Origin of the sequence: Alteromonas mediterranea DE (assembly GCF_000020585.3) — a bacterium.
GTDB classification, from domain to species: Bacteria; Pseudomonadota; Gammaproteobacteria; order Enterobacterales; family Alteromonadaceae; genus Alteromonas; species Alteromonas mediterranea.
On the sequence record NC_011138.3, the window covers coordinates 3,049,077 to 3,069,973 of the forward strand.

19 protein-coding genes and 1 pseudogene are annotated in these 20,897 nt (G+C 39.6%); 7 read left to right on the forward strand and 13 right to left on the reverse strand.

The window, feature by feature from the left end; translation table 11 throughout:
* Nucleotides 1-61: 61 nt before the first annotated feature.
* The 4 genes from MADE_RS13530 to MADE_RS13545 all read right to left on the reverse strand — a co-directional run bounded on the left by MADE_RS13530 (nucleotide 62) and on the right by MADE_RS13545 (nucleotide 4,655).
* On the reverse strand, nucleotides 62-1,669 hold the full coding sequence (locus tag MADE_RS13530) for a glycosyltransferase family 39 protein (RefSeq protein WP_023559797.1): 1,608 nt from the start codon (nucleotides 1,667-1,669) through the stop codon (nucleotides 62-64).
* On the reverse strand, nucleotides 1,659-2,084 hold the full coding sequence (locus MADE_RS13535; RefSeq protein WP_023559798.1) for a GtrA family protein: 426 nt from the start codon (nucleotides 2,082-2,084) through the stop codon (nucleotides 1,659-1,661). The genes MADE_RS13530 and MADE_RS13535 overlap by 11 nt, the downstream gene beginning before the upstream one ends.
* A 378-nt stretch (nucleotides 2,085-2,462) precedes the next feature.
* Nucleotides 2,463-3,050 carry a glycosyltransferase family 2 protein gene (locus tag MADE_RS20940; RefSeq protein WP_012518753.1) on the reverse strand — a complete coding sequence of 196 codons (588 nt, stop codon included), beginning with the start codon at nucleotides 3,048-3,050 and terminating at the stop codon, nucleotides 2,463-2,465.
* 57 nt (nucleotides 3,051-3,107) lie between these two features.
* A complete protein-coding gene (locus MADE_RS13545; RefSeq protein WP_012518754.1) occupies nucleotides 3,108-4,655 on the reverse strand; it encodes a hypothetical protein in 1,548 nt (515 codons plus the stop codon).
* A gap of 424 nt (nucleotides 4,656-5,079) precedes the next feature.
* On the opposite strand from MADE_RS13545, the gene MADE_RS13550 reads away from it, so the two are divergent.
* From MADE_RS13550 to MADE_RS13580, 7 genes and pseudogenes are all read left to right on the forward strand, one after another.
* Nucleotides 5,080-6,489 (forward strand): IS66-like element ISAma4 family transposase, encoded by a 1,410-nt coding sequence (locus MADE_RS13550; protein WP_012518755.1) that lies wholly within the window; start codon nucleotides 5,080-5,082, stop codon nucleotides 6,487-6,489.
* Between the two features lie 47 nt (nucleotides 6,490-6,536).
* Complete coding sequence (locus tag MADE_RS13555; RefSeq protein WP_012518756.1) at nucleotides 6,537-7,571, forward strand: acyltransferase family protein; 1,035 nt, start codon at nucleotides 6,537-6,539, stop codon at nucleotides 7,569-7,571.
* 38 nt (nucleotides 7,572-7,609) lie between these two features.
* Nucleotides 7,610-7,894, forward strand: coding sequence for an IS66 family insertion sequence element accessory protein TnpA (gene tnpA, locus MADE_RS13560; protein ID WP_012516875.1), 285 nt, complete (start codon nucleotides 7,610-7,612; stop codon nucleotides 7,892-7,894).
* Nucleotides 7,894-8,229, forward strand: coding sequence for an IS66 family insertion sequence element accessory protein TnpB (gene tnpB, locus MADE_RS13565; RefSeq protein WP_012518757.1), 336 nt, complete (start codon nucleotides 7,894-7,896; stop codon nucleotides 8,227-8,229). The genes tnpA and tnpB overlap by 1 nt, the downstream gene beginning before the upstream one ends.
* A gap of 23 nt (nucleotides 8,230-8,252) precedes the next feature.
* Nucleotides 8,253-9,990: pseudogene (locus MADE_RS13570) on the forward strand (IS66 family transposase).
* Nucleotides 9,962-10,357, forward strand: coding sequence for a hypothetical protein (locus MADE_RS13575; RefSeq protein ID WP_023559544.1), 396 nt, complete (start codon nucleotides 9,962-9,964; stop codon nucleotides 10,355-10,357). The pseudogene MADE_RS13570 and the gene MADE_RS13575 overlap by 29 nt, the downstream one beginning before the upstream one ends.
* A gap of 73 nt (nucleotides 10,358-10,430) precedes the next feature.
* Entirely contained in the window at nucleotides 10,431-11,249 is an 819-nt protein-coding gene (locus tag MADE_RS13580; protein WP_023559800.1) for an SGNH hydrolase domain-containing protein, read from the forward strand.
* Between the two features lie 111 nt (nucleotides 11,250-11,360).
* On the opposite strand, the gene MADE_RS13585 is transcribed toward MADE_RS13580, so the two are convergent.
* From MADE_RS13585 to MADE_RS13625, 9 genes are all read right to left on the reverse strand, one after another.
* Nucleotides 11,361-12,407 (reverse strand): glycosyltransferase family 2 protein, encoded by a 1,047-nt coding sequence (locus MADE_RS13585; RefSeq protein WP_023559801.1) that lies wholly within the window; start codon nucleotides 12,405-12,407, stop codon nucleotides 11,361-11,363.
* Between the two features lie 50 nt (nucleotides 12,408-12,457).
* Nucleotides 12,458-13,135, reverse strand: coding sequence for a sulfotransferase (locus tag MADE_RS13590; protein WP_023559802.1), 678 nt, complete (start codon nucleotides 13,133-13,135; stop codon nucleotides 12,458-12,460).
* On the reverse strand, nucleotides 13,132-14,613 hold the full coding sequence (locus MADE_RS13595) for a lipopolysaccharide biosynthesis protein (RefSeq protein WP_023559803.1): 1,482 nt from the start codon (nucleotides 14,611-14,613) through the stop codon (nucleotides 13,132-13,134). Before MADE_RS13595 ends, MADE_RS13590 begins: the two co-directional genes overlap by 4 nt.
* Before the next feature lie 333 nt (nucleotides 14,614-14,946).
* Complete coding sequence (locus tag MADE_RS13600; protein ID WP_158318453.1) at nucleotides 14,947-15,762, reverse strand: sulfotransferase domain-containing protein; 816 nt, start codon at nucleotides 15,760-15,762, stop codon at nucleotides 14,947-14,949.
* Between the two features lie 10 nt (nucleotides 15,763-15,772).
* Complete coding sequence (locus MADE_RS13605; RefSeq protein ID WP_023559805.1) at nucleotides 15,773-16,462, reverse strand: WbqC family protein; 690 nt, start codon at nucleotides 16,460-16,462, stop codon at nucleotides 15,773-15,775.
* A 53-nt stretch (nucleotides 16,463-16,515) separates the two neighbouring features.
* Nucleotides 16,516-17,598: a DegT/DnrJ/EryC1/StrS family aminotransferase gene (locus tag MADE_RS13610; RefSeq protein ID WP_023559806.1), complete on the reverse strand. Its 1,083-nt coding sequence runs from the start codon at nucleotides 17,596-17,598 to the stop codon at nucleotides 16,516-16,518.
* A gap of 180 nt (nucleotides 17,599-17,778) precedes the next feature.
* The gene (locus MADE_RS13615; protein ID WP_012517988.1) at nucleotides 17,779-18,657 is read right to left on the reverse strand and encodes a glycosyltransferase family 2 protein; all 879 of its coding nucleotides are present in this window, start codon (nucleotides 18,655-18,657) and stop codon (nucleotides 17,779-17,781) included.
* Nucleotides 18,658-18,685: 28 nt separating this feature from the next.
* Nucleotides 18,686-19,939: a capsular polysaccharide export protein, LipB/KpsS family gene (locus MADE_RS13620; RefSeq protein ID WP_012517987.1), complete on the reverse strand. Its 1,254-nt coding sequence runs from the start codon at nucleotides 19,937-19,939 to the stop codon at nucleotides 18,686-18,688.
* A gap of 1 nt (nucleotide 19,940) precedes the next feature.
* A complete protein-coding gene (locus MADE_RS13625; protein ID WP_012517986.1) occupies nucleotides 19,941-20,786 on the reverse strand; it encodes a glycosyltransferase family 2 protein in 846 nt (281 codons plus the stop codon).
* Between the last annotated feature and the right edge of the window lie 111 nt (nucleotides 20,787-20,897).

A 20,897-nucleotide genomic window follows, 5' to 3' on the forward strand; every position in this document is an offset into this window, starting at 1 on the left:
AAACTAGTGCGAACTGCTTATTTAGTAAAGCAGATGCAAAAACGTAAGGTTAAACGCATTTTTAGCTTCTTTTTAGAATATAAACTGGCCTTCCGTTCCCTTCTTCAAACGCTTTAATGACGTTAAAGTTATTGAATAGCCAGTCATATTCTTCAGCCGCATCTATATGAGGCCCACCATTTTCAATGTCGCGCTTAAGTCGCAAATGGAGATCTGACAGTATTACTACCGAAATATCATGTTCTTTAAGTGATACAACGAAGCTCTTTAAACTATCCTCCATGCACTCAAAAATCTTTTTATCAGGTATAACTCGAGATGAACTAGTTATTTCGATTTTTGATACCCCTAGCTTGCAATCTCGTTGGTACAGGTTGAACCTTGGATTGAGCAAAGGAGGAGTATATACGTCCACCAATACATTAATGTTTTGCGCTAAGTTATTCATTATCCAAGACTCGGCAGAAAACACATTGAAGTTATTTGTAACTCTGTCTTTGTAGAGTTTGTAAGATTCAACAGCCGAGCTTGACGATATCAAAAACAAAAGTAAAAGTGCTATCCATTTAAGTGGGGCACTAAATTTGTTCTTACTGGCAATATAGACCGTGTAAAGAATGAAGATTGAAAATAGAGGAAGTAAAGGAATAATCCATCTTTCCCACCATAAGTTTAAGGCACTCAAGAACGCTAAATATGTAAGGAAAAATAACGGAATTACCGCATATCGTTCCTTCGAGAACAACATTGTTAACATTCCCACTATACCAAGCAAAACACCTACTAGGGTGTAATTTTTATAGAGTGGGACAGTAAAGTATTTAGCAAACGAACTAAAAAATCCGAAAGAAGTTGAGGACAAATGTTCTGTTCGAGCCTCTTTCGTAACGTCATCCCAAACCCCTGTAAAATCTAAAAAGAAATACGGCGAAATCATAAATGAAAAAAGAAGTACCAACATCCCCCACCTAAAGAGTGCCCTTGCCGCTGACACCAAATCAGCCGCTATGACGCAGTAGGTATACACTATCGGAACGACAAGAATTACTGAAGGGTATTTTGAAAACACCGAAACTGAGAATGCCAGCGCTAGAAGCGTTGATTGTGTTGCATTTATCTGCCTTTTTTGAATCATCAAGATACATAGGTGCAGCGAGACCATGACCGAAAGAGTTTGTATTGGGTCCATTCGCCCAACTGCGCTGTAATAAAAAATGAGATGGGTAATGGCGGTTAGAAACGCGCCAAATAGACTCAATAACTTATGCTTTGATATGTTGTAAAAGAGAACAAATGTGTAAAGAACCACCAATGAAGTAAAAACAGAAGAAATACTCCTGCCTATAATAAACAATAAATCGCCATTCCCTGTCCAATAAAGCTGGCTAAATTCCTGGGGACTTGAGAAAACACCTAGGAGCGTGCCCAGAAAAGCTACCAAGCCAAACCCAATAGCTTGAATTGTAATGAATGTTGAGCCTGGTGCACCGAACCATTGAGGGTGAAAATATGGCTGTGAGAACATCTCCAGAGAGGCTCGAATGAAAATGTGTTCATCGGGGTCTAAATAGAAAGGCAGCCCCCAAGGAATCATTGACGAATAGATTATTAAGAAGAGTAAACTCAAAAAAACTGCGTAAACAATGGGCGAACGCTTTTTAACCAACATTTTTACTATAGTTCCCTATCAGCTTTTTTTCTTTAAACACCCAATATTTAAGCAAAACAAAACTAATAGCAGGGGTAACAACTGCAATTCCAATTAATGCATAATATGGATGTAAATTGAGAAGGCTAACAACGAAAAATACCCATATGCTATTAAGCCCCAAACCCAACATACTGGAAAAAAGAAACTTAGATACTGTTTGCTTCGTGGCTGCCTCTCTATTTTTGAAAGTGAAGTGTTTTTGTCCAAAAAAAGAAAAAATTACGGCAACAAAATATCCTGCAAAATTTGCAATAAATGGCCAGCTCTCGTTTATTGCCACTATGCAAAAGTAAACAGAAGAATGAACTGCAGTCGCGATTCCACCTACCAATAGAAATCTAGCTAACTGAGTAATAAAACTAGTCTTTATCATTTTTGGTGTTTAGACCTATAGTATTCATGACATGGTACAGAGGGCGTTGCTTTACTTCTACAAATATTCGAGAAAGATATTCACCTATAACGCCGAGACAGAGCAGTATAAGCCCACTCATCAATAGCAAAACCACCATAAGAGAAGCATATCCGGGAGTTTCAACACCGTAAACCAATGTTTTTACGACTAGAAAAATGCCATACAAAAATGCGCCTAATGCTACAGATGCACCTACGTATGACCATATCTTTAGGGGTAGCGACGTAAAAGAAATAATTCCCTCTAGTGCTAGTTTGTAAAGTTTCCAATAATTCCATTTAGTTTCTCCGGCGGCTCTTGGCTTACGTACGTACTCTATTGTCACTTGTTTGAAGCCTAACGAAGAAAAAGCCCCTTCATAAACCTAGAACGCTCACCATATTTTTTGAGAGCCTCTAGTACTTTTCTGTCTAGAAGTCGAAAGTCTCCAACATTAACCGGGATATGAATGTCTGATATAGAATCTATGAGTTTGTAGAACATCGAAGAAGTCCAACGCTTCATAAGCGAGTCTGAACTGCGATCAATGCGTTTAGCAAGCACTACATCGAAGCCTTCTCGCCACTTACTAATCATATCGAGTATTAACTCAGGAGGGTCTTGCAAGTCGCAATCTATTGGAACAATCGCTCTACCATTACAATGGTCAAGCCCTGCTGTCAGCGCTATCTCTTTTCCGAAATTCCTTGAAAGATTGACTACTTTAATTCTTTCATCTTCTAATGCGTAGCGTTTTAAAACTTCATATGTATTATCGGTACTTCCGTCATTTACACATACTATTTCATACGACACATTTGCAATGGAAAAAACACGTCTAATTTCTTGTACAAATATCCCTATTACAGCTTCCTCATTATACATAGGTGCAACAATTGAAATTTCAGTTCCAGCATTGTGATCTCTTCTTCCAAGTTCTTCCATAGTGTTCTCTTTGTGCTTGACGCTATTAATCTCAGCATTTTCATTGCGTATAAAGCATTAATCACTGGCTTGGATAGATTCGCTCTTTTTTCTAAGCTGTTGGCAAGCAAGTTTTTTCTGCTGTTTCCGTTCTTTCATAAACGATGCAATTTTGTCATTATTTAAGCTGGCTAAATATTTGTTGTCAGTTTCTGAATAGTGGTAATTATGATGGTCATATATTGGACCATCTTCTATATAGTACCGATCAGTAGTCGCAAGTTTGAGTTGGTAAACAACACCAATACAAGAAATTAGGAGCATTACGACGGCTGAACGTAATTTGAGGTCAGCAGCTAATAGAGTGACATAAACATATAACATCGCAATACCGAATGGGCTCCACAATTCTGCAACATATCTATGTGTAATTGTCGGGTAAGAAAGTTGGAATAGTGCACCACTTGAAATAAAGCATAAACCAAGTATGAATAACTTGTTTGCAGGGCTTTTTAGTCCCTTTAAAATATTTATGAAGCCACCACATAAACACAACAGTGGGAAAGCCCATAATAAGTACAAAGGGACCATGGGAGCTTCCCACCTTCCATAGCCTGTTTGCAACCATCTGGTTAAACTCCAATGTGTCGCCCAATCTCCCGTGATATAGATATAAGCATTAGCAATTATTCTAAAGAATCGATAAAAGTCACCTTTTGGTACTATATTACAGACTCTGTCAGTAAACCCCTCTAAAAAATAGTAGCCATAATTGCCTCCCATAAATGCAACTGCGTTGCCGTACTTTACGTAATTGAGAGCTAGAATAGATACCCCACCACAGAAGAGAACAAGAATAGAAAGCCAATAACGGGAAAAACAATAAAATACAGTGCTAACGTATTTCTTTTTTGCGTTGCCGACCTGCTTAAACGCTACTACTAACATTAGCAGACCCGTCACGAGATACAGAGATAGCGCCATTGGCATGCGTGTATGCACTGCCAAAGCAGCTAAAACAGCATAAGGAAGTAATTTAGCCGCGCCAGTTGGACGACCTTCTAAGAATTTATCTTTGAGAAGCCGTGCAAGAAAAATATTGAAAATACATAATGACGCGGCATAAGGCTCGTGATAGATAGTTCCATTTTGAGATATTATAAAGGTAGCAGAACCTAACCAAAGCACAATAGTGGTTGTTAGCCACAAAAGTAACTTAGGACCGTCTGTATACTTCTCATTAGAGAAAAGCTTTCTGTTTACTTCTGTTTGTAGGAATGCAAGACCAACTAGAGTAAAAAGTATAACAAAAAACAACGAAGTAGGCGTATGGGATAAGTCGACAAAGGGATACAGAACAACTCTTGCTAGAGCGGGCAACAATCCATAATACATGTACGCCTTTCCATTAAAATACCCTCCTTCTTTACCAATAGCCTCGGCCGGAATGTCTAATCGCCCATCAATCATTGCCAAGAAATAATAATTATAGGCTTTCCAAAGAAACTGCGGCGCAAAAAGGTTAAATGTCCAATTTGTGCATAAACCAACCAAAACAAGAGCACAGAATGCGGGGACCAAAAAGCGCAACGCCATGGCTTTCGAAAGTCCAATAGAGACAGGCATTAATACTCCTTTATAATGAAAATTTTAGCGAACTAAAACAACTAATCTGGGCACACTTTCCCCAAACCCTAACAGTAAGTATACTTAAGCATTGAAGCAACAATTTCAATTAAAATTGTTAAACTAGAATTCACTGTTAACTGTCATAAAATCATTTACCGCAAACGTTCAGTCGTTAATAATTAAATCTGTGGATGCTTTATCTCGAAAAAACAACTAATACTTCATAAATGGGATTGATAATGGCTATGAGATTTAGGAAAGATATTCAAGGATTGAGAGCGTTAGCCGTTTTACTCGTTATCGTTTTCCACTCCAATATAGGTAACCGTTCACCAGGGCCCTATTGACAGTTAGTAATATTTATTTTCAATGATCGTGGGGATCCTATTGATTGATCCCGCCAGTCTGTCAGAGTGGTTTCATGCCACGTAAAAAGCAGCCCACAAAGCCACCTGTCGCTACTAATCTCGATGATGCCAATGAGCTCATTAGTACACTCTGGGACAGGCTAAATGACCTCGAAGACCGACTGAATCAAAACAGTCGTAATTCATCGCGCCCGCCATCGTCTAATGGGCCGGGGGCGTCCTCTTCTGCGCCAGCTAAAAAGCCGACAGGCCGTAAGCGCGGTGCGCAATCCGGCCATAAAGGCAGTAAGCGGATGCTGGCCGATACCGTTGATGAGACGCGCACCTATTATCCCGACGATACTTGTGCTTGCGGTGGTACTATTACTATCAGTGATTCACCGTATCGCCGCCATCAGGTTTTTGATATTCCTTCTCAGGCTTTCTCTGTGGTTGAACATCAGTTACATCAGGGTCAGTGTTGTCAGTGCAGCAAAACGGTAAAAGCAACGCTACCTGACAACGTGAATCAGGGACAGATGGGCAATAACCTGCTGGCATATGTGGCAATGCAGTCCGGTCAGTTTCACCAGAGTATCAGTAAAATCCAGCAACAGCTCGAACAGAACTTCGGCTTATCGTTCAGTCGCGGTGCTATCTCTGAAGCGCAGGGCCGGGTTAGTTCAGTACTGACGCCAGCGTATCAGGATATCAAAGAGATGATGCGCACTGAGGCGGTGGTACACTGCGATGAAACCCGTCATCAGCGTGGTAACGAAAACCGCTGGATGTGGCAGGTATGCACAGCAGAATTATCATGCTTTATGACGCACTTCTCACGTGGCGCCTGGGCGGCAAAGAAACTACTCGGCGATAATCCGGAAAACATTGTTGTTACTGACCAGTATGCCGGTTATCACTACATCGATTCAGACCACCGTCAATTGTGCTGGGCGCATATCTTAAGAAACATGAATGCGCTGGCGGAAAGCTGGGGTACGAACAAGACTTATGGAACGACGTTAGTCAGGCTCATTCGCATACTGTTCCGGCTGCAACACCGGTATGAGAGTAACGCACTAAGTGAAAAGCGATACCTGGACCGGATGGAAAAACTACGCATCGCCTGGCGAGAGCAACTTGAACTGGCATCAAGACGCTGTGTGACTCCCCGCTATCAGAACCGGTGTAAGCTACTGCTAAAACACGATGACATGTGCTGGGTATTCCTCAGTCACGATGGCGTCCCTCTCACTAACAATGAAGCCGAGCGTTCATTGCGAAGCTATGTGCTGTGGCGAAAAGGCAGCTATGGTGTGTGGTCTCACCGAGGGGAACTGTTCAGACAACGTATACTCACCATCGTCGAAACCTGCCGGAAACAAAAGCTGAATCCACTGAATTGGCTCCGCGCCATTCTCGAAGCGACGCTGAACAAAACGTCCTATCCTCTGCTCGACGACTTCAAAGCTGCCTGTCAATAGGGCCTTGGTGAACGGTTACCAATATAGAGACTTTTAGTGGTGGCTATGTGGGAGTCGACGTATTCTTTGTAATATCGGGATACCTAATAACAGGACTGCTGTTGAAGGAGTTAAAAGACACCCAAGGCATCCAATTCAAATCATTCTACAGTAAAAGAATTAAACGGATACTTCCCCTGTCATTGGTAGTGACTGTTAGCACTCTTTTCGTATTTAGTTTAGTTTTATCACCGCTCGAAACTAAAGAGCTTAGCAAGACTGGGCTGATAGCTTCTGTTTTTTCTAGTAATTTATGGTTTTCCTATCTAGCAACGAGCTATTTCGGCAGCGAAAATCACTTAAACCCACTCTTGCACACATGGTCACTTGGCGTAGAAGAGCAATTCTACTTACTATGGCCAGCTGTTTTATTTTTATTTTTTCAAGCATTTGGTTTTAGGAAAGTTAAACTTTTGATTATTATATTGATCATAATTTCAATATTCATCTTCCTAACGCAATTCTCAAACAACGTACCCCAAGCATTCTTTTCTCCACATACCAGAGCATGGCAGTTCGGCTTCGGAGCACTTATTCATTTTTTGCCCCAATTGAAACCGGATTATCGTTATACCCCATCTGCCGGAGTTGGTGCTGGGTTAACGCTTATAGTGTTGACAAGCCTTCTAATAGGGCCGGAGTTTAACTCTTTTGCAGCTTACGCTATTCCTCCTACACTGGGTGCAATGATGGTAATTTATTTCGGTGAAAAAAATAACGCCTTTTCAACTATACTCGCATGCAGACCTCTAGTATTTATCGGCAAAATTTCGTTCTCCCTATATCTATGGCACTGGCCAGTATTGGTTTTTTTCCAGTTTAGCAATCACTCTCTATCAAGCAGCAACCTTTTTCTCGCGTATACAATTATTGCCCTTCTATCAATAGGCTCGTTTTATTTCATTGAAGAAACGTTCCGCCATAGTTCAATAATCAAACAAGAACGAACCGCCCTAATAGCAGGGATTTCAATTATTGCCGCAGGCTGCTTTGCTGTAAGCGATCATTTTAGACTGTCTTTTCCCTGCGGTGCTACTCCGTAAAATAGCCTCCGTAGATTTTACTAACGGAGACTTTACTGATGGCAACAAAAAGACGTACACGTGAGCAATGGCAAAGATTGGTTGACAAGCAAGCAGCAAGCGAGCTGACAGTCAGTGAATTTTGTGCACAGCATGCGTTAACAGTATCAAATTTTTATCTGTGGCGTAAAAAGCTGAGCGATGATAGTCAACCGTTTGCGCAGCAGGATAACTGGCTTGCTTTTGATATGCCAGCGAGCGGAAACCAGAGTATAGATTCAGCGTGGGAGATAGAACTGGTATTACCCGGTGGTGTGGTGCTGCGGATGAACCGAGCCGTCTGATGTTACCCTTATCTAATGGGCGTATTTGGTTGTACACCGGCAATGCCGATATGCGCAAACAGTTTGATGGGTTGGCAGCGCTGGTACAGAGCAAGTTGGGCATGCAGGCGCATTGTGGTGACTGGTTTGTGTTTATCAATAAACGCCGCACCCAGCTAAAGGTATTGTATTACCATCAGGGCGGTTATTGTTTGTGGAGCAAACGTCTAGAAAGAGGTACCTTCGCCAAAGTCACTGACGGCACAGCAAAAACACCATTAAACAGCGCTCAGTTACAGTGTTTGATTGATGGGATTTACTGGCAAAAAGACAAACAAAACAGGCGATTTAATTAACTGATTTTGTTATAATTTAGCCCATGAAAACACGCTCTATTAGTCACCTTTCACCGTCTGAAATTGAGGCTGCCTTTGCTCATCAAGCCGATGAAATTGCGCAACTCAAGCAGCAACTCGACTGGCTTAAACGTCAGTTGTTCGGGCGTAAGTCTGAAAAGGTGTTAGCGGATAATCCGGCGCAGAGCAGTTTGTTTGATGAGGGGGAAACCCTCACCTTACCGGCAGAAACAAAACCGGTGAAGGCACATACTCGTTCCTCACAAAAGCAACGTCGCGACTCGGATTTGAATGATGAAGGCCTGCGTTTTGATGAGACAGTGCCGCAACAGATTATTGATATACCTGCGCCAGAATTACAGGGGGCGGATGCCGACCAGTATGAATTAGTGGATACCAAAGAAACCTGTCGCTTAGCACAACAGCCTGGCAGTTATGTGGTATTGAGATTCCGTCGACAGGTCGTGCGTCATAAAACCACGCAAACCATTAAGGAGACGCCTGCCCCCACCAATGTGCTGGAAGGCTGTTACTGCGATGTCTCACTGCTCGCCGGACTGATGGTTGATAAAGCGGTGTATCACTTACCGCTTCACCGCCAACATCAACGGATGCTGGATAGCGGTATTACCCTTAGCCGGGCCACCTTAATCAACTGGATACAAAAAGGCATTGAGCTGCTTCGACCCATCGCCAAAGCCCAGTGGCAACACATTCTGCAAAGTAAAATACTGGCCATGGATGAAGTGCCCATTAAAGCAGGTCGCACTAAAGGCGCTGGCCGAAAACCCGGACACATGAAACAAACCTACTTCTGGCCCCTGTACGGTGACAGTGATGAAGTGGCGTTTACTTGGAGTAACAGCCGGGGTATGTTGCATGCCCAAGCACAGTTACAGGACTACGGGTACATCATGAAACGTTTAGCTATTCGACCATCAGCAAAACCTTATATTGACCGTCAAAAATTTCCCTATGGATTTCGCAAATCAGGTGACTTTAGCATTGCAGAAGCAGATCTTCTTACTCAATACGGTAAAACGTTACTGCAATTAGAAACGGGTGAACTTACACCACAAAACGACGATGAAGCGCATTTTGTTGACTTCATTAGCGGCAAGGTTGAAGCAAGTAACAACCTAGAAAAGGCGTGGGCGAAGTATGTCCGGTTAGCAAGAGGCAAGAAGCACTTTTATACGCTTCACAGCAGCGCGAGTAATCAATCGGATTATGACGACGACTTTTCCGACGATGAATTCGATGTAGCATAATAAACAATTAGACCTAGCCGATATCCATGCTTACCGGCAACAACACAGCGAGCCACTCGTTACCGACTTCTTCCGGTGGGTCTATCAACAGCGACAACGCACTGATTTACTGCCCAAATCTCCCTTCGCCAAGGCACTCCATTATGCGCATGAGCGAGAAAGCCAACTCAAAGTGTTCCTGGGTAACCCCGCCTTACCCATGGATACCAATCATCTTGAGCGGGCACTGCGTGTTATTCCCATGGGGAGAAAAAACTATTTGTTCTGCTGGTCTGAACTTGGCGCTGAACAACTGGGCATACTGCAAAGCCTGATGGTGACTTGCCGCCTGCAAGGCGTTAATCCCTACCATTATCTGGTGGATGTATTACAACGCGTGGCATTACATCCGGCCAGGGACGTAATCGACCTCACGCCGCGGCTCTGGAAACAAAAATACAATCAAAACAGGTTAGTCAGCGATGTCAAAATACTCACTTCCCAACACTAAAATCTCAGCCACAATTATGGAGTTCGGTAAAGGAGTGTTAAATGCACTCCCTGCTGATTACAGCCAGGCAGAAATGGAAGATGCTATGCTGACGATAATAACCGTGTGGAATGCCATCGTACTGGACACTTGGCACAACACAGACAAAAATGAAAAAATGGTGCTTGATGCACTCTCTCAAGCGCCTAAAGAAGGACAACTTCAAGTAAAACGATTGATAAAAAGAAAGAAGACCAAGTTTAGCGATGATATCCGCGCGGTTGGAGATCACTGGATAAGAGAAGAGCAAGGGGACTTTATCTTCGGCTGTGAAGCACGGTTAGATATAGAACGCACCTCCTTAAACGAAGATAGCCTCAAACACTAAACGAATCACAACGGTCTATATTGATCGCTTACGCTTTGCTTCATTTGGTTTCTATGCATTTTCTAAATTTGAATTGAATTCACCAGCTCAGCGGAAAATTGAAAGTGTCCAGTTTGGAGGGGTTAACACAGGCAACTGTATTTCAAAAATAGAAGAAACTGAGCTAATCGTTTGTGAGAAAGGCGATGTTAAAAGTGAGCGTACTCTCGTGCTTTTCGGCGATTCTAAAGCGCAACAATGGATCCCTGAGCTATCAGATATTGCTGCCACCAGAGGTTGGAAGTTACTAACTGTTGTGAAAGCCGGCTGCCCACCCGTATTAATGGATGTTTATTTGAGCTTTTTGGGGCGCGAATATAAGGAATGCGCTAGTTGGAAAGTAGAAGCGTTAAAACACATAGAACTTGAATCTCCAGATGTTATCGTAATGACTCATTTTGGTGGTTACGCTCCTATGATAAATGGGAACAAAGTTAAAGGTAGTTATGATGTTTGGCAGAAAGGCATCAATAATCTATTTGAACGATTCTCTACGTTTGCTCCTACAGTATTATATCTCCCCGATAACCCTATGTTTCCAGTTGATATTCCAACTTGTTTATCGAGGAAAGTAGGAGGAGATATAGACATTCAGCCTGACGCATGTGGTTTCTCTCTTTCTGACATGAATAGCCACCACAATGTAAAAAAGGCGATAAACAACTTACTTTTTGACAATGTTGTCGTAATGGATTTGATAGACAATTATTGCCCCAACAACTTTTGCCCGGCCGTTAGCAATGGGGAAATCAGGTACTCAGATCACCATCATTTAAGCAAGCAATATATGAAAGAAATATCGCCGATCATGGATGACAAGTTGGTAAAGATTTTTTCAAACTTGCAACAATGAAAAGATTCATGAGAAAGTGACAAGGACTGTATGAACAAGCACAAAACACCCAAGTTACCAATTATGCTGGGGCTTCATTGATTTTAGTAGAAAGACAAAACTTTCAAGATATCATTTCTTTAAAATTTTCTTAGTTAAACTAGTTTTGACTGAAAGGGTGAAGCCGACGATTATTAGTTTTAGAAAACTTACGCCAAATAATTTGGTCAGGTACTCAAAAGTTTGCAAGACACTTTTGATGTCAAAGCTTCTTGTCAACCCCATTAGATGACGAACGCTATATTCAGCCACAACGTTAAAAGCAGTTTCTTTCAATTTTTGATGCTTAAGGTTTCTCAACCTCGTGATAATTGCGTGTCGAGTTATTATTCTGTTTTTTATCTTATTGAAATTAGTAAGGCCACTGTTTTGGCCTTGTGAGTGAATACGAAATGCCCCTGCACTAAAATTATCAATATACTTGCATGGGCCATAAAAACCAATTAAGTGCCATGTTATAGTGTCGCCATTCTTAGCACTATTAAATTCACTGGGGAAACACTTATCAAAACCTATGTTTTTAAAGACGGTAAAACTTGGAAATACCGTTGAACGACCAATGATCAAGTCCTCTGAGGTGAGGTCTTGTGCATCAACAAAACGATTTTCATTAATCACTCTACTATTGTTATCAATCACCACAGCATTATGAAAACACATTGCATAATCAGGATTTGAACGTAAGAAGCCAACTAGATTTTGAAGTTTATCATCTCTTGTCCAGTAATCATCACAATCTAATGGCGCGATATAGGAGCCCTGCGCTTTATTCATCGCGACCATCCGCGCCCTTACTCCCTTTCTATACCCATTCTCGCTTTCAAATATTGGCTTTATTATATTTGGATATATTGATTGATACTTTCTGATGATCTCTTGAGTGTTGTCAGTTGATGCGTCGTCGCGGATTATAATTTCAAAGGCAAAATCAGTTTCTTGCATCAACATGCTTTTCAGGGCAAATTCAATATACAGTTCTTGGTTGAAGCTAATCGCACAACATGAAACCACAATATTATTTGGTTCAGTCCAAGTGGACATGATCTGCTCTTCAGTCCTTAAAGGAAGTGAATCGAAGTCTGTAATTGCGTTTATTATTTTACGATTAGTAGCTTGCATTGTTTTTCCGTATATATTTTCTTATCAAAGGTACAATGAATGATAAAATATCACTTACTTTTGTTAAGATGAGGAATTTTAATTTGATTCTTGTTTTTTTTCAGAAATTTGGCTAGTTTCTCTTCTACGTTTTCCTCTGTGAGCTTAATTGCTAGGAAGTTTGGCGAGTCACCGAAGAACTCTCTAACTTCCTTGTTATAAACCTCATAGTTATTAATATAAACATCTTTATCATATACATTACTTTCCTTAACTCCATAAACTACCTGAGCAACCTGCCACAGGTAGCCTTTTCGCCAGTAAACAAAGTTCTTAAGATCATCCGCAGTTACTGGATTTCCTTTGTTAATAATTTTTCTGTGAAAACGAACTAATGATTCGTACCACTCTTCAGAGCTATCTCGTTCAAGTAATATGTAATATGCATTGGGGTACTTGGAAAATATCTTTTTATACGTTCCGGGCCAACTAAAAGGAGCATCTTGAAAAACTTCTGCTGAGTCACAATATGCTAAAATGTTATCGAAATACCCTTTTGCGTAATCGTCTATAAACATTTCTGCTTTTTTCTGATCTCCTGTAAGGTACCCTAAATCCCTTAGGCACTTTTCTATTGATGTTGTACCTGTTTTATTTCGCCCAATTATAAATATCTTCTTATCAAAACCTAATTTTTGCTTTATTTTAAATTTTAAAAGCTTTAACTTTATAAAAAACTTTTCTTTCATAATCTTGGCGCTCTTGATTTTGTAATTCCATTTTTTAAAATTCGTATATTTGATGATAGTTCAATTGTAAACAGTTTTATCGCCTTTGTTTTGAAAATAAAATTCAAAAGTAAAAATGAATATAAGAAAATTAAACTTGAAATGAAATGCTTTGCTAATAGAGCTAATGTGAAATAATGTTGAAATAGTAAAGCGGTAAAGGCTGAAAAGCTTGCGATTAGTAACTGTATTAGGATTGGTTTGTAAAATTGATACGGGGCCATTCTTATTTCTCGAGATGCAAATGCAACTGAGATGGAGGTGTTAAGTATAGCTACAGCTACTAACCCATATAAATAGCCCATCAACCCCCAATAAAAACCTATGAATAAGTTAATGACAAAAATCGACTTTTTTATCATAGCCATGCGTAAAAAGGCTTTAGAGTTTCCTCTCCCGCTTAAAATATTTACTAAAAGCGCGTTAATTGGGTAAGAAAAAGCACTCAGTAAGAGTACTTCCAAAAGTGGCACCGATGCCGCCCATTTTGATCCATATAACAAGATAATGAGCGGTTCAGCATTAATATAGAGCCCACCTATCAGAAGAAAAACTAGCAAAGATAGCAAGTTTGTTACTTTTAAAACTAAACTTTTTAATCTAACAGTGTCATTCTGTATTTTACTGAAAACAGGAAACAATACCGACATTAAGCTTGCAGACGAATATTGAACAACAAGTAAATTAACAGACTTAGCTCGCTGAAAAAAGCCAAGCTCAGCGGAATTAAAAAGTTTACCAATGACCAGATAGTCAATGCGTTCGGTAATAGCATTTAACATTGCTACTAAAAACATTCGAAACCCAAACTTCCAAAGCTGCTTGAGTGCTTTAAGAGAAAAGCCGAGCTTTGGTCTCCAACCTGAAAAATACCATAATAAAGCGGCTTTAAATGTACTTTGAAGAATGATTTGTACTACCAAGCTCCAAACACCGAAGCCATATACCGCACAGATTACCCCTGATATTCCACTAGCAAAAGACGAGCTGAACTCTATTTTAGACAATAGCTTATAATTTAGCTCTCTCTTAAGCTTTGTATACTGTACGGTACTGAGGCCGTTTAAAATAAAAAGAACGCTTACAACTTGCAGAAGAGGAACCAAGCTTCCTATTTGATAAAATTGTGCAATTGAATTGGCAGCCAAGAATAATAACGATGCCAAAACTAACGCAAAGCACAGATTTAATAAAAAAACAGATGAATAATGAATTTCGAGCAATTTTTTACGTTGAATTAATGCGGTAGAAAGGCCCACATCTGCGAAAATTTGTGTAATACCTACCACAACCATTACAATTGCTATGACTCCAAAGTCACTAGGTGATAACATCCTTGCCAACAAGATGGTAACAATAAAACTAGAAGCCTGGGTAAGTACTCTCCCCAAAAAGTCCCAAATAAGAGCAATAAGCCCTTTTTTCCTTAAATCACTCAATTTTTTCTGCTTTAAAATGGTTTTGATGAAAGTTAGTTATTAGCATAATGATCAAAGCTATCAATTTGACTTGATTATTTTTTTCGATTTTTTTTCATGGCATGTAACTTTTTTGGTTTAGCTCGGGCTGCGCTAAAACTAAAATAAATATTCTCTACATCCCAAACTGATAGCCAATGTACGATACTCTGCGGAATAGAAAAGTTCTTCAGCTCCAAGTTCCATAACGTCAACAACGTTTGCATGTTATCAGAGTCTGCGGCCAGTAATGTTATAAATAATTATTTAGTAACGAAGTTCATATACGCTTCATCCGCTGATTGACTACTTTTTTCACGAGACTTTTAAGAATTGACTTAAACCAGCCGAATTACACTCGTTGCTTACTTCTTCGATAATATTTGTTGATAGGTTATTTAAATAGTTATTATCAATATACTGCTTTTTTTTAAATACAGAATAAGTACCTGCAATTTCTTTCTGAATAGATTGAGAAATAAAATCTTTTGTCTGCATCGTGAAATCTAGCTCTAAAAAATCGAAAGTTTCTCTAACGACAGTTTCTGTATTCGAAAGTAAATCTGTGTAGAAAACTAGTTTGAATTTACTGGAAAAATTTTTTTCTAATTTTTTAAACAAGAGTGCAGTCTCTTTCCAGCGTTCAAATCCGAAGTATTCTTCGGCTTTGTTCATGTTTTTCAAATTCGCATGTTTCCACTCGCTATCAAATGTCCACCCGAGGTCTGTTCTAAATTCCCGTGGCGCATTTTTCCAACTACTCAGCACTGATAGTGGGTTTCGTATCAGTCCAATTACCCTTTGTGCTGGGTTTTGTTCTAATAAATTTTCTAAAATATAGTGATATCTAACTTCTTTATAAGCAATGTGAGAAATAGTACTTTTTTGAAAAGAAGGTTTTATACCTGAGCGCCGGTCGTCCAGCTGCGTAACAAATTTATCATCTGTTTCTTTTATATTGTTGTAAAAGTTCTGTATTTCGACCATGGAACTATTGGCGTTGAGCGCGCCTTTGAACTGGTATGAAAAGAGGGGTTGAAACGCATATGATACAGAAGGTGAGCTGTTTAGTATTTCGCCAAGCCATGAGGAACCAGAACGCGGAACTGAATGAATAGCAATATGTTTCATAAACATTTACCTACGAAATAATATATTTTTTCATTAACGCCTTTACTGCGCTTTTATCGTTCCACATCAATATGTCGATTATTGACAAATGGCTAACAAAGTCATTTTTACCTTGGTAGTAACTGAAATTTTCCATTTCCAAAAATGATAGCTCAATCCCTTTTTCTGCAAATTCATCTTTCGAATATAGTGATTGGCCATTCTTCATATTGCAGTACTTATCTGCTTTTAGTATTTTACATATAGAATAAAGCTTATCTTTAGCCGATGCGTCCCTATTGTAATGCAAGTCACTCGAAAAGCTAGAGTTAAACTCCAGCCCGAGATATTTAAAAACTGATCCAACTGAGTCGCTACATAACTTTGGTACGTGTGTTTCACTGCTGTTTAAAATTTCACACACAATAGGAATTACAGCTTCAAAATAAGGTGCTCGTCGATAGCTTTGTTCAATTGTCTTAACTACTTTTTTGCGATTATTGGAAAAATGCAATTCATTAATTTTTCGATTGCTAGAAGATTTTTCAACCGGAATGGTGAATAACTGTCTTCGCCCATTAGCTAAGATATTATTTCGGTTTATGTATCCACCTTTAATAAAGTTAACATCATCGTAAAAAATAAATTTATTTACATGATATGCAAGTTGATAGTACCCCAAATATGGAAAAAGATATGGTTGCATAACTGCAAGCATCATAATGATAACCGCTTTATAAGGGATAAAAGTTTGCTCAAGACAGTTTGTAGCACTTATAAAGCTCCAGATTTCTTAATGTTCTCAATAACTGTGATCACGTCTTCTTTGGCCATATCAATATGCAAAGGCAAGCAAAGAATACCGTCAACAACTTCATCAGAATTTGGCGTGCCATAACTGATACAGTCGGTAAAAACAGAGTTTAAGGCGGGTGAAAAATAGGCTCTACTTTGAATGTTATTATCCGCTAGTTTGTTTATTAGTTGTTTTGCTTTCTCGCTACTTCTCATTTTAATGGGCATATACGCACCATTTAGAGTGGCTTTGCTATGCCACTCAGGCAACTCAACAATGTCTTTTAATCCAGAACGATAAAGCTCAAAAAGTGCAGCTCTATGTTCCAAAACGTTATCCATTCGCTCTAAATTAACCAAACCAACAGCAGCATGATATTCACTTAATTTACCATTAATCCCAGTTTCAACTATGCCGTTACCTGGATCAATACCAAAATTAATCATATGTCTGGCTTTGTCATAATGTGACTTTTCCCGAAACACTACTGCACCTCCTTCTACCGTGTTGAAGACCTTAGTAGCATGGAAGCTTAATGCACTAGCATCGCCATAATTTAGCACCGACTTATCACTAACTTTTACGCCAAACGTGTGCGCTGCGTCGTAAATAACTCTGACATTATTTTTGTTACTCAAAGTCTCGAATTGATCAACATCGCAAGGATTGCCATAGACATGAGTCGCAAGAATTGCATTTAGCGATGAATATTGTTTTATTGCAGAATTTGCCGCGTCAGGGCACAAGTTGTAGCTTTTTCGCTCTATATCAGTAAACGAGAGCGTATCTTTTTGCCAACGAAATGCACCAGCAGTTGCAACAAAGCTGAAAGGCGTTGTTACTATATTGTCTACACCTAAGGCACGACCGGCTAGCTGCAGTGCAATAGTGCCATTTGCGACTAAAAGTAAATTTTGTACACCTAAATATTCTTCTAGTTTTTCCGTCAGTTCGTTGTGTAAAGGGCCGAAATTAGTGAACCAACCCCGCTGATTTATTTTTTCGAGATACCGATGTAGTTTCTTTAAATCTGGCTTTAAAGGGCTGTTAAGTGCAATCATTTGACCTACTAATCTCACTGAACTTAGTCAGTTATTAAAGAATAAAATTTAACTTTATTGTGCCTACTTTATTGCCGTTATTCCAATGTTTTTCGCCTCAACTAGGCGTTTTAGCGGTAGATAAGAAGTAAGTTAGTTCACTTTTTTCAAAGCACCTTTATTAACTCAGTAGCTTTTTGGTTATAAACGCTTCCCTAGCAAAAAGCTGGCTAGCCGCACTGCTTGGTAAAAAATGAAATCGAGATTACTTACAGCTATTCCGGTTAAATTGCCAAATTGTCTTTTGTAGTCTCTTAACATGACTAAATACTTTATGTAAAAAACTAAGTGGTATCGACGGCTAACTCGCCGACGTTTCGCTAAGTTTTTTATCATTTTTTTGAAATTAACTAGGCTCCGAAGGTGGCTTTCTTGCGTTTTCATGTCTGTTATTTGAGCAAGGCCATGTTTGTCATTCCAATACGCTACATCTTCATAAACGTACTTACACTTTTTATTGCATATCAATTCTATATGTAACTGCGTGTCTTGGAACTTGTGTAACGTTTCGTCAAATCGTATCTCTTCAAAAACGTGTCTTCTAATTAACGATGAATTGGTATGTAAATACCTAATTGCCTCGGGTGTCTTTATTATACCTTGTTCATCAAGATATTTTTTATCCATTGTACGGGCCGGCTCGGATAGCTTGACTATTCTGCCGAATACCGCAGAAAGACTGCTGTCGGCACAAAGTTGTTCAAACAATGTTTGCAGCTTATTCTCGTGGTAATAATCGTCGTCATCTAAAAAACAGATAAACTCACCTTGGCTCAAACGCACCCCCGTATTTCGCGATATTGCCCCACCTGAGGCTTTGTTATTTCTATGGTATTTTACTTCAACATGTTCTGGGGCATCTTCGATAACAGGGGGCGCCGTAGAGTGGTCATCCACAACAATAAGTTCAATATTTGAGTATGTCTGATGAAATACACTCTGAACTGCTTTATTAAATAGAGCTTGTCTGTCGCGAGTTGGAACGATTACAGAAATAACTGGCTGAATGCTTTTGTTCATGATTACTTTTATATCGTCCGTGGCTATATCATCCCAGCAAACGCTGAGAAACTGATGCTAACAATGATTCATCCACTTTTCGCCAATTACCTTCGATAAATATATCACGCTTCAATTTAGTTATATATTTTTCCGCGTCTTGCAGTGGTTCTTTTTCTACTTTATCAAGTGCAGAGAAGGGATAACAATTTGGTGCATTTTTATATAAGGCTGCACCACATACAACAACCTTTTTGCCACGTTCGATCGCTTGTAGACCGACACTAGAGTTTATAGTGACAACAAACTCGGCGCGATCTATAAGCGCATTTAAATCACATTTTGAAAATAAAGAAACATGCTCACCAACGAAAGAAGAATAGTCGACAGGCTCTGTTTCGAAGGGATGTTGTTTCAACATAATATGGTAGCCGAGCTTTTTTAGTTTAGGAACTACTGTACTCAAAAAGTCATAAGTATCTTTGAAGTCACTATACAAGATGGTTTGTGTGTCAGAGTTTACTTGCAAAGGTATGAATATAAATTTCCCTATTTTATCGAATTCGATATTTTCGAATTGTTGCTCGCTAAAACTCCGTTTTGCTTTTTTCACTGCCAAGTTATATCGAATCATTGAAAACAAATAGTTGCGATAGTCTTCGTCAAATAGCCGCTTTAAATAATAATGGAACTTATTGAAGGGGGTTTCGGTGAGCGTAAATTCTGTTGTCGTTACCTTTGCATCCGCCTGAGGATAGACAAAGTCATACAACTGATTAGCGGGTAAATCGACAAAGCTTCCCTCGCTGTTAACGCCACATTTATTCATTTGAAACGTGTTTTCAAAATAGCCGTTTTCACAATAAAACGCGTCTATGTTGAGTGCTTGGCAAACGGTTTTCTCTACATTCCCCAGCCCATTCCAAACAATCATCTTGTCGATGGGCGATAAGCGTAAATGCTCAATGGCTCTACTGTATAACTTATTTTTAGCCGCAATTAGCTTTATCTCTTGCACGTCATTCAAACGATAAAGCCGTGAGAGATACCGAATAATATCAGCGCTTTTATCGAAGGGTTCTTCTAGGTGGGCGACGTTGTTAATCGATGGATATAGCTCGTAGGAACATCCATGTTTGTCTAGTCTTGAACGCAAAAAAGGATCTGGATTTAAAAATACGACATTATGACCTAAACCGTCTAGGTATTTAGCTAGATTAATAAAAAACGTAAGGAAAGTACTGGCAAAATTGGGAATACCTATTCTCAACGCGAGCTGTTCATTTGCATTGTCTTGTTTCATATTATTTGTTATCCATTTTGGCACGAATAAAGCCAGAAGCGTAAAACGGCAATAAAAATATCAGCGCAACGTAATCCCATCCAGCCAGTCCGCCGCCATTACTTGGCTCGGGTTTACCTCCGCGTAGCGCTCTCGAGTAACCACCGTAATACATTCGCTTTGAAATCCATTTAAAGTTTACTCTTTCCGGCATAACTTGGTGGTAAACAGCGGCTTTTCCAACGTAAATAACACTTAACCCTTTTTCTCTGGCATCAGTACAAAGTTTTGTTTCTTCACCACCTAACAGCTTGCCATTCTGTCGACCCAAGCCTTCGTCAAAATAAGCTAATTTAGCTAACTTTGCTTTATTAATGGCAAAATTTGCGCCAATGACTTTTTTAACATTAATTGTATCATCACCAAGATCTAGCATCGAATATTGGTCAAGAACAACTTGGCTTCGTTGAAGCAAGCCCGGCTTTTTATGCCATTTGGGAATTATTTTCCCACCCGCTATTGCGGCCTTATTTTGGCGCATTGCAACGAATAGTTCATACGCCCAATTTGGATCCGCAACGGCATCGGTGTCAATATACAAAAGCAATACCGTCTGACACATTCTAATTGCTTCATTGCGCGCAAACGATAGACTCTTCGCCGGAATGACATGGTAATCCAGCACTATGACGCTAGATGAATTGTTGACACAAAATGACCTAACCTCTTCATTATCTTGCTGGTCCAAAACTAATACATGAGCGCTTATATTGGCTTGTTGCGAGAGCGATGTTAGCGTTTCCAAAAACAGCCAGTTGGGCTCTGCGTAACGCGTAAGTGTGATAGTTACCTCGGGTGCAAAGCTCATTTTGAAACTCCTAGAAAAGATATTCTCTCAATAGAGGTATGCTAGCTAATGAATATTCTATAATTTCGGCTTTATATGTCTGTCTTGACAGTAAAATCAAGCATTTATCGA